This window comes from Streptomyces sp. HUAS 31 (assembly GCF_028198125.1).
Lineage (GTDB): Bacteria > Actinomycetota > Actinomycetes > Streptomycetales > Streptomycetaceae > Streptomyces > Streptomyces chartreusis.
In genome coordinates this window covers 658,748-671,388 of the sequence record NZ_CP116353.1, presented here as the reverse complement: position 1 = coordinate 671,388, position 12,641 = coordinate 658,748, and the positions used below count along the sequence as shown (strand labels likewise).

10 protein-coding genes are annotated in these 12,641 nt (G+C 72.2%); 2 read left to right on the top strand and 8 right to left on the bottom strand.

The genetic code is table 11. The features are described 5' to 3' along the window. Positions 1–48 precede the first annotated feature (48 nt). Positions 49–1,020, bottom strand: coding sequence for an LLM class F420-dependent oxidoreductase (locus PGH47_RS02705; protein ID WP_271662033.1), 972 nt, complete (start codon positions 1,018–1,020; stop codon positions 49–51). 112 nt (positions 1,021–1,132) lie between these two features. Here PGH47_RS02705 and PGH47_RS02700 point away from each other — a divergent pair, with 112 nt between their 5' ends. Beyond that, entirely contained in the window at positions 1,133–2,569 is a 1,437-nt protein-coding gene (locus PGH47_RS02700; protein ID WP_271662032.1) for a serine hydrolase domain-containing protein, read from the top strand. On the opposite strand, the gene PGH47_RS02695 is transcribed toward PGH47_RS02700, so the two are convergent. The 7 genes from PGH47_RS02695 to PGH47_RS02665 form a co-directional block, all read right to left on the bottom strand. After that, entirely contained in the window at positions 2,570–4,183 is a 1,614-nt protein-coding gene (locus PGH47_RS02695; RefSeq protein ID WP_271662031.1) for a serine/threonine protein kinase, read from the bottom strand. It lies immediately after the preceding gene. 157 nt (positions 4,184–4,340) lie between these two features. Beyond that, positions 4,341–5,300: a threonine/serine dehydratase gene (locus PGH47_RS02690; RefSeq protein ID WP_271662030.1), complete on the bottom strand. Its 960-nt coding sequence runs from the start codon at positions 5,298–5,300 to the stop codon at positions 4,341–4,343. 137 nt (positions 5,301–5,437) lie between these two features. Continuing rightward, positions 5,438–6,508: a polyprenyl synthetase family protein gene (locus PGH47_RS02685; protein WP_271662029.1), complete on the bottom strand. Its 1,071-nt coding sequence runs from the start codon at positions 6,506–6,508 to the stop codon at positions 5,438–5,440. Beyond that, positions 6,505–7,557, bottom strand: coding sequence for a tetratricopeptide repeat protein (locus tag PGH47_RS02680; RefSeq protein WP_271667962.1), 1,053 nt, complete (start codon positions 7,555–7,557; stop codon positions 6,505–6,507). The genes PGH47_RS02685 and PGH47_RS02680 overlap by 4 nt, the downstream gene beginning before the upstream one ends. Before the next feature lie 203 nt (positions 7,558–7,760). Continuing rightward, positions 7,761–8,438, bottom strand: a complete 678-nt coding sequence (locus tag PGH47_RS02675; RefSeq protein ID WP_107909757.1) for an AIM24 family protein — start codon at positions 8,436–8,438, stop codon at positions 7,761–7,763. Between the two features lie 64 nt (positions 8,439–8,502). Further along, a complete protein-coding gene (locus tag PGH47_RS02670) occupies positions 8,503–9,882 on the bottom strand; it encodes a CAP domain-containing protein (protein WP_271662028.1) in 1,380 nt (459 codons plus the stop codon). 94 nt (positions 9,883–9,976) lie between these two features. Next, on the bottom strand, positions 9,977–11,206 hold the full coding sequence (locus PGH47_RS02665) for a serine hydrolase domain-containing protein (protein ID WP_271662027.1): 1,230 nt from the start codon (positions 11,204–11,206) through the stop codon (positions 9,977–9,979). A 235-nt stretch (positions 11,207–11,441) separates the two neighbouring features. Between PGH47_RS02665 and PGH47_RS02660 the strand changes: the two genes are divergently transcribed. Then, entirely contained in the window at positions 11,442–12,629 is a 1,188-nt protein-coding gene (locus tag PGH47_RS02660; protein WP_271662026.1) for an ROK family transcriptional regulator, read from the top strand. The last annotated feature ends 12 nt before the right edge of the window (positions 12,630–12,641 follow it).

Sequence of the window (12,641 nt, the reverse complement as noted above, 5' to 3'; positions counted from 1 at the left end):
GCCTATGGCACCCGCGCACGTCGCCCGGGCGCGGTGGTGTGCCCACGGTCAGCCGAGGGCGTCCCGCAGCGCCGGCAGCAGCGTGTTCTCCGCCCAGTCGAGATAGGGCAGCTGCGACTCGCCTCCGATCTGTACCAGCGCGATCTCGGTGAACCCGGCCTCCGCGTACGGGCGTACGGCCTTGACGAAGGCGTCCGGGTCGTCGCCGCACGGGATCGACTCGGCGACGTCGTCCTCGGTGACGAACCGGGTCGCCGCCTCGAACGAGTCCGGGTGCGGCAGCTCCGAGTTGACCTTCCAGCCGCCGCCGAACCAGCGGAACTGGGAGTGGGCGCGCTCGAGGGCGGCGTGCGGGTCGGGGTCGTGGCACACCGGCAACTGACCCACGCGCGGCTTGCCCTCGCCGCCGTGCCGGTCGAACGCCTCCAGCAGGTCCGCCTTCGGTTCCGTGGCGATCACGAGATCGCCGAGCCGGCCCGCCAGCTCGCAGGACTGCCGGCCGGACACGGCGACACCGATGGGCGGCGGCTCGTCCGGCAGGTCCCACAGCCGGGCGGACTCCACGTCGAAGTGCGTGCCGCGGTGGTTCACATGCCCGCCCCCGAAGAGCGCCCGGATGATCTCCACCGCCTCTTCGAGCATCTCGTGCCGTACGTCCACCGACGGCCAACCGCCGCCCACGACATGCTCGTTGAGGTTCTCGCCGGAGCCCAGCCCCAGCCGGAACCGGCCCTCGGACAGCAACTGCATCGTGGCCGCCTTCTGCGCCACGACCGCCGGGTGGTAGCGGACCGTCGGGCAGGTCACAAAGGTCATCAGCGGGATCCGCCGCGTCGCCTGCGCCGCCGCGCCCAGCACGCTCCAGACGTACGGCGAGTGACCCTGCGAACGCAGCCACGGAAAGTAGTGGTCCGAGGCCACGGAGAAGTCAAAACCGGCCTCCTCGGCGCGGACCAGGTGGTTCACCAGGTCACGGGGGCCGGCCTGCTCGGTCATCATCGTGTATCCGATCTTCACCATGTGGCCCGAGTCCCCGGACAGGAGCGTCGAAAACGGGACGGACGGGGCGGGCTCCAGGACCGGAGTGCGAGGACTCCCGGACGACGCCCGGATATCGGGGGAGGATGCACGTATGTCTGCCCGCGAGCTGCCTTCGAGCACCCCCGCCGCCCAGGGCGTCGACGCCGCCGGCGTCCTCGCCTTCCTCGACGCCCTCGACGCCGCCCCCACGATCGAGCCGCACAGCCTGATGATCATGCGGCACGGCCGGCTGGTCGCCTCCGGCTGGTGGGCGCCGTACACCGCCGAACGTCCCCACCTGCTCTACTCGATCAGCAAGAGCTTCACCGCGGCCGCCGCCGGCATCGCCGTCGGCGAGGGACTCATACGGCTCGACGACCCGGTGATCTCGTACTTTCCCGAGCTCGACGCCGACATCACCGACCCGCGCAGCCGCGCCATGCTGGTGCGGCACGTGGCGTCCATGGCCACCGGGCACGAGACCGACACCATCGCCGAGGCGCGCGAACGTGACCTCGAGAACCTCGTGCGCGGCTTCCTCCTGGTGCCACCGCAACAGGACCCAGGCACCGTCTTCGCCTACAACCAGCCCGCGACCTTCACGCTCTCCGCCATCGTGCAGCGCACGAGCGGCCAGTCGCTCACCGAGTATCTGCGCCCGCGCCTGCTGGACCCGCTCGGCATCGGGGAGATCGCGTGGCTGCGTCACCGCAGCGGCCAGGAGCTCGGCTTCAGCGGACTGCACGCCACCACCGACGCCATCGCCCGACTCGGGCAGCTCTATCTGAACGGCGGCGTCTGGGAGGGCGAGCGGCTGCTGCCCGAGTCGTGGGTCGCCGAGGCCACCCGTGTGCAGGTCGCGAACGCCGGTGGGATGCCGGGCGACGACTGGCAGCTGGGCTACGGCTTCAAGTTCTGGATGTCCCGGCACGGCTATCGCGGCGACGGCGCCTTCGGCCAGTTCTGCATCGTGCTGCCCGAGCACGACGCCGTGATCGCGACGACCGCGGACACCTGGGACATGCAGACCGTGCTGAACCTGGTCTGGGAGCACCTGCTGCCCGCGTTCGGACCCGAGCCCCGGACGGGCGGCGAGGCCGCCGACGCGGCCCTCGCACAGCGTCTGGCCGGCCTGGCGTTGCCACCCGCCTCCGGGGAGCCCGCGCCGCCCGAGGGTGCCGAGACCTGGTCCGCCGCCGCGTTCACACCGGACGGCGGTGTCTGCGCACCGCTTCCGAAGCTGACGGCGATCGATCTCGCGCCCGGCGCGGACGGCTGGGCGCTGACGCTCACCGAGGACGGGCACCCGCTGGAGGTGCGGCTCGGGGAGACCGGATGGACCGTCACCGAGGGGCCGGTGCCCACCGCGGTGAGCGGCGGCTGGACCGACGCCGACACCCTCGCCGTCGACGTCGCCTTCCTGGAGACCCCGCACCACCTGGAAGTGACGTGCTCGCTCAAGGACCGCACGTTCACGGCCCGTTGGCGCACGGACCCGCTCCACGCCAGGTCGCTGCGGGCGATGAGCGCCCCTCGCGCATCGGCCTGATCAGTCGCCCGGAACCCGGAAGGTCCGCAGGAACGTGTCCAGGGCCTTCCGGTTCACGGCGTCGTCCCAGTCCTCCTCCGGCGTCGTCCAGCGCAGCGAGTAGCCACGGTGGTCGTCGATGAGGAACCCGCGGCCGAAGGTGCGCGACCGGGTGCCGTCCTTGTCCGAGACCCACTCCATGTCGGCGGCCCGGTAACCCTGGTACGTGGTCGCCTCGATGTCGCCGATCCGCTGGAAATCGCCGCGCTCCTCCAGATCGGGCTGGACGTCGTCACGCCACACGGCGACGGGGTCCGGCCCGAGAGCCTCGCTGTAGGTGATCGCCAGCCTGCGATCGTCGCCCTCGGCGCCGAAGAAGACGCGGTACGCCACGTCCGAGGCCCGGCTGGTGGCCACGGGCTCCCAGCCCTCGGGCAGGGCAATGGAGAAGCCGTCGGGGGACGTGTACGTGCGGAATCCGTCGGGCAGTGCCGTGCCCGAGGGGGAGGTGCTCGGGGATTTCGACCCGGACCCGGACTCCGTCCCCGTCTCCTCCTGGGTGGGGGAGGTGCTGGGCGTGGCGGTGGGGGACTGGCCCGTCGGCGCACCGGCGGAGGCGGACGGGGTGGGCGCCGCACCCGTCGCCGCGGAGTCCGAGTCGTCCTGGGAACCGTTGGTCACCACGAGGACGGCCGCGGCGACGGTGACCACGGCAAGCGCCGTGCCGATGACCATGGCGCGCCTGCCCCAGGTGGGTCCGACGGCGTACCGACCGCGCAGCCGGGGGCGGTGCATGGCCTGCGCGGCCGTCTCGGGGTCGTCGTTGATGACCCGGTCCAGCGCCTCCCGCACCACCGGTCTGCTCAGCCGCTCCCGCGAGTCCTTGCGCAGCAGCCCCTGCACGGCCTGGGTGAGCGGCCCGGCGCGCACCGGGGCGCGCAGCGGAAGGCGGTCGACCCCCTTCAACGTGGTCTCGGGGCGGTCCCGTTCGCGGTACGGCGGACGTCCCTCGACCATCGTGTAGAGGATCGCGCCCAGCGCCCACAGATCGGACGCGGGCCCGATCCGCTCGTCGCGGGCCTGCTCCGGCGAGGCGTACGACGGCGCTGCGACCCGGGGTGCGAGGGTCGCGCCGGCCAGGCCGAAGCCGGTGACCACGACCGACCCGTCGGCGCCCACGAACAACTGGCCCGGGCTGAGCTCGCCGTGCGTGATGCCCGCGACATGCGCGGCCTCCAGCACATCGAGGAGTTCGAGACCGATACGCGCGGCCCGCACGTAGTTGAACGTGCCCTGCTGGGCGAGGAGTTCGCCCAGCGGTGTGCCGTCGATCCATTCGGTGACGATCCACAGGCTGCCGGCTTCCTCGACGGCGTCCAGCACGGTGGCCACCCGGCCAGGGCGCAGCAGCCCTATCCGCTCCGAGGTGCGCAGGATGCGCGAGGTGGCCCGCCGCGCGTCGTCCGGGCCCTGATCGTCGGGTAGTCCGATCTGGGTCAGAAGGCACGCACGTTCGGTTTCCAGGTCCTCGCCGTAGTAACCGACGCGGTTCGTCTCGCGATGTACGACATCGACGAGACGGTACCTTCCGGCAACCAACTCGGATGTGGAGACGCGCGCCTTGACCATGGCCATCCCTCGCTGAACCGCCGGCTCTCATTTCTCACAGGAAGTACGCGAGACGTCATGGGAAGCGTTCAACGAAATCCTCAACTAAAGGGCGCTTCTTTTCATTTGCTTTCTGACGCATGAGTAAGCTGACGAAAAGGCAAGGAAATTGGGCTCGAATGCCTCAGTGAAGTCCGAAATCCGTCGCCCAGCGGAGCACGTCGGCGGTCGACGCGTTGCCTCCGCACACGACCAGCCCGAGCCGGGCGTCGCCCCCGACCCGCTCCAGGACGCGCCGGGCGGCGGGCAGCAGACAGCCCGCGGCCGGCTCGGTCCACACCTTGGCGTGCTCGGCGAGGTCGAGCACACCCCGTACCGCCTCCCGGTCCGGGACCACGAGCACCTCGTCGACCTGGGCGGAAACATGGTCGTACGTCAGCTGCGACACCGTGGGCGCGCTGAGCGTCGACACGATCGACGCGAGCTCCACCGGCACCGGCCCGCCCGCCGCGAGTGCCTGGGACATGGCCTCGGCGCCCTCGGTCTCCACGCCCCAGATCCGCACGTCGGGACGCCGGGCCCGCAGCGCCGCCGCGACTCCGGCGATGAGCCCGCCGCCCCCGACGCTGACGATCACGTCGGTGAGTTCACCGGCGTCGGCGTCCAGCTCCAGACCGACGGTGCCCTGACCGGCGATCACCAGGGGGTCGTCGAAGGGATGGACGAGTGTCAGCCCCTCGTCCCGCAGCCGGGTCACGAGCGAGAAGGCTCCGGCCATGTCGTCGGTGAGCCGGACCGATGCCCCGGCGTCCTCGGCGATCCGCACGGCGTGCGCGGGCGCCGAGCGCGGCATGACCACGGTGGCCTTCACGTCGAGGACGGCGGCGGTCATCGCCAGGGCGATGCCGTGGTTGCCGCCGCTGACCGCCACCACCCCGGCGGCCCGCTGGTCGTCGCTCAGCGACAGCAGCTTCGCCGTCGCCCCGCGGGCCTTGAACGACCCGGTGCGCTGGAGGAGTTCGAGCTTGGCCGTGACCGGGACGCCGAGCAGGGCCGACAGGCCGGGGCTGGGTACGGTCGGGGTGTGTACGACGTGTCCTGCGATGAGGTCGGCCGCGGCTTCGACGTCCGAGATCCCGATCAAGGCAGTCACCTTTCCGGCGCGGGGCGGGGATCCACGCCGCTGGCACCCTGACGCGCGAGACGCCGCCGGTCAAGCCGGTTTCACGGGCGGCGGCGCGTCCCCTGAGAAGATCGCCGCCGCACACGTGGGCCGGGTGCTCACAGATCGCGCCGCACGAGGAAGTCCAGCAGCGAGCGCAGTTCCTCCGCGGGCCCCTCCTGGAGCGGTACGTCCGCCAGGGCCGCCTCCACGGCGGCGGCATGACGCCGTGCCTCCGTGAGCGCGGCGGAGCGGCCGCCCGCCTCCTCGATCAACGCGGCCGCCTCGCCGGGGTCGGCGGCCGACTCCAGCAGCGCGGTGAGCCGGCCGGCGAGGGGCGTGTCGAGGGCGGCCAGCACGGGATACGTCCTCTTGCGCTCCCGCAGATCGCCGTGCACCGGTTTGCCGGTGACGGCGGGGTCGCCCCAGATGCCCAGCAGGTCGTCCACGACCTGGAAGGCGATGCCCAGATGCCGGCCCGCGCGGTCGAGCGCGGCGACGGTCGCGGGCGGCGCCCCGCCGAGCAGGGCGCCGAGTGCCGCGGCGCAGCCCAGCAGGGCGCCCGTCTTGTGCTCGGCCATCGTCCGGTACTCGTCCGGGCGCACCCGCTCCGGACCCGTCCAGGGACGCGTGGTGAACAGCAGGTCGTCCGCCTGCCCGCGCACCAGGTCCTGCAACGCCACGGACAGCAGCCGTACCGCCCGGGGGCCCTCCGGTGCCGCGGCGAGCGTCTCGACGGCCAGCGCGAACAGCGCGTCCCCGGCGAGGACGGCGGGTCCGGTGCCGTAGGCCTTCCACACCGTGGGGCGGCGGCGCCGTGCCTCGTCGCCGTCCATGATGTCGTCGTGCAGCAGGGAGAAGGCGTGCACCAGCTCCACCGCGACCGCCCCGGGCACGGCGGCCCGGCCGGGCGCACCGGCCGCCTCCGCGCCGAGCACGGCGAGTGCCTGCCGCACGCCCTTGCCGCCGGAGGCCGCGGTCGGCGCGCCGCCGACCTCGCACCAGCCGAACGAGTACGCGGCCATCTCGCCGACCCACGGATGGGTCCGCTCCACGGCTTCCCGCAGCGCGGGACGCACCAAGGTCCGGCAGCGGTCGAGGACTTGACCGGCGTCCACCCGGAACCGGACCGTCGAGGCGTTCCGGTGGGCGTCGGCCGGGGCTCGCAGCGCCGGGGAAGAGGCGGTCATCGGGCGCCCACCGCCTCCGCGCCCGCGTCGACGCCGAACTCCCGCTGCGCGCGTCCGACCATCTCCCGCGCGTGCCGCAGCCCGATCCGCTCCAACACGTCGGCCAGCTCGGCCAGTTCGGCGGCCGTCTCCGCACGGTCGCGTCCCAGCTGGGCCCGCGACTTCGCCAGCCCCAGCCGGGACAGCGCCTCCCCGCGGGGCTCGCTCATCGCCCGGAACTCCGACAGCGCCTGCTCGTACATGGCCCGCGCCTCGGTGTAACGCCCGGCGCGGTAGAGGACGTTGCCGCGCATCTTGTGGTTGTAGGCCAGCGCGCTGGAGAGTTTCATCGCGCGGCATGTGGTCTCCGCCTCGGACAGCAGGGCCAGCGCCCGGTCCACGTCGCCGTCGCGCACGGAGACGACGTCGGCGAGCCCGCGCAGTGCCCAGGCGTGGCCGCGGCGGTCCTCGGCGCCCGCGGCGATCTCGGCAGCCTCCTCGAAGAGGGAGTACGCGGTGTCGTACGAGCCGGTGTTGCGGTGGATCTGCGCGATGCCCTCCAGCGCCCACACGGTGTGCCGGGCCTCGCCGCGCCGCCGTGCCTCGGCCAGCAACTGCTCGTGCAGCCGGTGGACGGCCTCGTAGTCGCCCTGGATACGGCCGGTCTCCGCGAGCCCGGCCAGTGAATAGCCGCGCACGACGATGTCGCCGCCGCGCTCGCCGAGGTCCGCCGCGAGCTGGAGGAGCCGCCGGGCCAGCGGGAACGCACCGCGCTGACGGGCGAGCGTGCCGCCGCTCCACAACGCCCAGGCCATCGCCCCCCAGTCGTCGGCCTCCCGGGCGGCGCGGTAGCTCGCCTTCCAGGCGCGCTCGGCGTCGCCGATCTGCCCCAGCCTGCGGTGTGCCTCGGCGACCGCGAGCCCCGAGCGGGCCGCCTCGCCGTGCTGTCCGGACCGCTCGGCCGCTCTCAACTGCTCGGTGCCGGCGGCCAGAACGTCGGTGAGAGACGCGTTCACGGACAGAGTGGTCAGGGCGCCCTGGTACTCCGGGGCGAATGCCTTGCCGTACATCGATGCCTTTCGATCGATATACACGCAGTGTCTACTCGAAGTGTATACATGGTGCGTATACGTCGACGGTATACATGGCGTGTATAGAGCGTTGAGAACCGGCCCTGGCCACATGCTCGGCCAGGGCTTCACCTGTTGTCGATCAAGACGTCGGCAGGGCGGAGTGGGTTGCTCGTGAGGCGCAGATCACCTCGGGGGACGCTTCAGTGCTGCTGCGGCTTCTGGGGTGTCGCCTCGCTCGGCCGTACGACGACATAGCCCTGACCTTGCAGCATCAGCTGTACGGCCTCGCCGGAACCGCCGCGCAGCATCGAGCCGAGGGACTGCGAGCGGTGCAGCGAGGTCTGGAGCCCGGCCGTCCAGCCGACCACCGCGTCGGTGTCGACGTACACCGGGTATTGCTGCGAGACCGGAATGACCAGCGGGTTGCCGTCGCAGATCAGGCCCAGCCTGCCCTGACCGGTGAAGACGCTGTTGAACAGACCGCCGCCGGTGATGCCGGCGCCCTTCACCGTCGCTATCCGGTACGACAACGAGGCGTCGAAACACAGCACGTTGCGGCCGTTGACCGTGAACTCGTCGCCGGGGTCGACGTCGACGATGAAGCAGTTCTGCGCCTCGTGCGCGAACCAGGCCTCGCCCTGTCCGCGCACCGCCATCAGCGGCAGCCCCTCCCCGGTCACGGCCCGCTTGAGCATGCCGCCCACGCCCTGGCCCTTGCGCTCGAACTGGAGGTTGCCGCGGTAGGCGACCATGGCGCCCTGGCGGGCGTGCATCTCGCCGTTCACCGCGTACTTGATGCACTTGGCGTTCTCGATCGTCATGCCCGGCGCCGTGGCCGGCTGGACCATGTGCTCGCTGGAAAAGAGGTCACCCTTCATGCGGGCATCGTGTCCCGGACGGCATCGTTCCGCCTAGGTCGCGGCGTGTCGCGGCCCTGATCCGTCAGCCGCCGAAGAGTTGTGTCCAGTATGTGCCCGCCGGGCCGCCGCCCGCGAAGCCGATGCCCATGTGCGTGAAGTCGCGCTTGAGGATGTTGGCGCGGTGTCCCGGGCTGTTCATCCATCCCTCCACGACCTCGGCGGGGGAGCGCTGACCGCATGCGATGTTCTCGCCGATCGCGCGCATCCGGGAGCCCGCCGCGGCCGCCCGGTCCCACGGTTGGGTCCCCTCGGGCGAGGTGTGGGAGTAGAAGGCGCGGGCCGCCATGTCGGCGCTGTAGGACTGCGCGGCCACGGTCAGCGTGGGATCGGCGGCCAGCGGGCGCAGCCCGGCCCTCGCCCGCTCCCGGTTGGTCAGGTCGACGACCTCGGCCGCGGTACGGGGCAGATCACCCGGGGCGAGCGGTCTGGCCCACAGCGCCGTCCAGAATGTGTCGCCGGAGCGGCCGCCGCTGACCGACGCCACGGCGGCATGCGTGAAGGCGGCGTCTTGCAGGGTGCGGCGAGCGCCTTCGGTGCGCAGGCAGTACGCGACGAACTCGGCCGGGGTGCGCGGACCGGAGACCAGGTGCTCGCCGACGGTGATGTACGTGTACCCGGTGGCCGTGATGCGCTGGTACACGGAGACACCGTCGCCGCCCTCGACACCGAGCCGGCCCGACGCGGCCATCGCGGAGGCGTGCGCCCGCGCGGCGGAGGCGAGCCGGGCGTCGGGGGCGACGGGCGGCGAACCGACGTCGGCCCGGGCGGAGTTGGCGAGGCCGAGGAAGCCGTCCGGATCGGGGGAGGGGAAGTCCGGGACGGTCAGGCCGGCCAGCGTCTGCATCGTGGAGCGTGCCGTGGGCATCGGCGGAGCGCCGGGCACGGTAGGGACGGTCGTCAGCCCGGCGGGCGAGGGCGTGGCGTCCTCGATCACGTCCACCCCGAAGTCGCGCGCGAGCCCCGCCAGTCCGTCCGCGTACCCCTGCCCGAGAGCCCGCAGCTTCCACCCGCCGCCACGCCGGTAGACCTCGGCGAGCAGCAGCACGGTCTCCGGCCCCGGGCGTGGCGGGGCGAACCGGGCGATCGGGCGGCCGCCCGGGTCGGTGACCTGGAGCACCGGCGCGGGCAGCCGGCCCAGGGGAGTGCCGGGGTCGGCCGGGCTGACGACCACCGTGACCCGGGTCGCCCCGGAGCGCAGCCGCGGCGGGTCGACGGTCAGGGTGTCGCCGTGCAGGCGGGCGCCCGGCGCGGACGGCTGGTTGTAGAACACGAAGTCGGCGTCGCCCCGCACCTTGCCACTGTCGTCGGTGACGAGGGCGGACACGTCGAAGGGGCCGGGCACCCGGACGGTCACGCCGCCGCCCGGGAGGGGCAGATTGCCCCCGGGGACCAACTCGCTCATCGGGCCGTCCTGGTGGGTGGTTCGGGATCCGGTGCGGATGTCCGGAGAACGCGCGCCGGATCCCGGGGGTTCCCACCTGACGTGCGGGTCGGTCCTACTCGTCGAAGCTCAACGTGTTGTCCGGCGCGATGTCGTCGTGCCGCTCGACGGGCGTGGCTGCGGGCCGCGCCTTCTTCGACGGCTTGCCGCAGAACGCGGACTCCAGCGTGCGCAGCATCGTGTTGTGCAGCGTGCCGTTGTTGGAGGCGGTGGCGACCGCGGCGAGGCTGCGCTTGCCGTCCTTGGACGCGAACGCGTAGGAGTAGTAGCCCTGCACGGCGCCCGTGTGGCCGTAGACGGAGACACCGCACGACAGGTCGCGCCGCCGCAGCCCCAGCCCGTACGCCGTGGTGCTGCCCGCCGGCACCCAGCGCTGCATCTGCGCCAGCTGCGTCCTGGAGGTCAGCCGGCCGCCGAGCAGTGCCGACAGGAAGGTGTTGAGGTCCCGGGTGCTGGAGATGACCGCGCCCGCGCTCTGTGCCCAGGACGCCGTCTGCTCGGTGGCGTCGACGAGTGCCGCGCCCGCGGTGTCCGGAGTGAGATAGCCGCGGGCGTACCGGCCGGGGATCTTCGTGCCGGGGTGCACGTAGAAGGTGTCGGTCAGTGTCAGCGGCTTGATGATCCGGTCGCGGTACTCGGTCGCCACCGGGTGTCCGGTCAGCTTCTCGATGAGCATGCCCGCGACGACGAAGTTGGTGTTGGAGTACGAGTACGCCCCGCCCGGCTTGGTGGTCCGCGGCTTGGCCAGGGAGCGGTTGACCAGCTGACGGTAGGTGAAGACCTTCTTGCGGACCGCCTCGAAGCCGGGAACCGTCCGCGCGAACATGTCGTTGGTGTAGTCGTACAGGCCGCTGCGGTGGCTGAGCACATGACGCACCGTGATGCTCTTGTCGGGCAGCAACCCCGGCAGATAGCGGTCGACCGGGGCGTCGAGCGTCAGCTTCTTCTCCTCGGCCAGTTGCAGCAGGACGACCGCCGAGAAGACCTTGGTGATGCTGCCGATGCGGAACCGGTCGGAGTTGCTGAGAGCCCGTCCGGTCTTCCGGTCGGCCACGCCGACGGCCGCCCAGTGGACCGTGTCGTGGTCCTCCAGACGCGCCATCGCGCCGGGCGCGCCGTTGCGCTGCGCCGTGCGCAGGACGTTCCACAGGCCCGTGACGTCCGGGGCCGGGGCGCCGGCCCTCGTGGTGCCGGGCTCCAGGGGCGTGGCATGCGCGGGGACCACCATGAGCGACACGAGGGCCGCCGTCACCGCCGTACCTCTGACCACCGCTGCTGAGACCATGCGGGTTCCTCCCGATTCCTTCGATGTGCTGCCGATACCGATGTGCTGCCGATACGAGAACGATCATCTGCGTGCGGGGCAACCTTCTCGCATCCCGTCACATCGCCACAGACGACGCACAGTTGGACATACCTCGATCACCGGGTAGGAGCCCTCGAACGGCCGGATCCGGAGTCCTCGAACGAATCCTGCTTCTTTTATTGACGACGGAAAATAAGGGCTCTAGGTTCCGGTCATGTCCTCGATCCACCACGCCGAGACGTTTCCGGCCAACACGCCGGCCGCCTCGCAGATCTTCACCACCGTCCTCAGCCATGGGCCCCTCACCCGTCTGGAGGTGGCCCGGCGGGCAGGACTGTCCCCGGCCGCCGTCACCAAGGCGGTACGGCCCCTGATAGAGGCCGGCTACCTGGTGGAGGACCTGGACGAGACCGCCCGCCCCGCGCTCGGCCGCCCCGCCAACCCGGTACGGGTCGACGGGGGACGAGCACTGTTCATCGGGCTGAAAGTGACCGGCGACGCGGTCATCGGCGTGCTCACCGACCTGTGCTGCCGCATCCGCGTGGCCCGCCACGCCCCGCTCCCGGACCGGGAGCCGGGGAGCGTACTGGCCTCGGTCGCCGAGCTCACGGGCACCCTCCTCGCGGAGGCCGGCGACCTCGGCGTCCCCGTCCTCGGCCTCGGCATCGCCGTCTCCGGAGACGTGGAGCGCGGCGCCGGAGTCGTCCGGTACTCGCCGTTCCTGGAGTGGCGGGACGTCCCCCTCGCCGAACTCGCGGCCGCCACCACCGGGTTGCCGGTCACCGTCGACAACGACGTACGGGCCCTCACCGTCGCCGAGCAGTGGTTCGGCGCCGGAGTCGGCTTGTCCGACTTCGCCGTGGTGACCGTCGGCGCCGGCATCGGCTGCGGCCTCGTGGTGCACGGCCGGGTCGTCGCCGGGGCGCACGGCGTGGCCGGGGAGATCGGGCATGTGACCGTCGACCCGGCCGGCCCGCCCTGCCACTGCGGCAACCGCGGCTGCGTGGAGGCGATCGCCGGGGACGCCGCGATCGTCCGGCGGATCCGCGACAGCACCGGTGTCGAGGTCGCCGACACCGCCGAGGCCGCGGCGCTCGCCCACCAGGGGAACGCCGGAGCCCGTGAGGCCTACGCCCGCGCGGGCGAGGCGATCGGCCGGGGCATCGCCACCGTGGCCAACCTGCTCGGACCCGAGCGGGTGATCATCTCCGGCGAGGGCCTCGCCGCCTACGACCTGTTCGCCGAACAGATCCGCGACGCGTTCGCCGCGGCCGCGTTCGGCACCGCCGCCCAGTGCGACGTACAGACCCGCCCACTGCCCTTCGAGGAGTGGGCGCGCGGGGCCGCGGCCACCGCCATCCAGTCCTTCATCCGAGCCGACGACCAGCGCCAGTACCGCTGAACCAACCCCTGG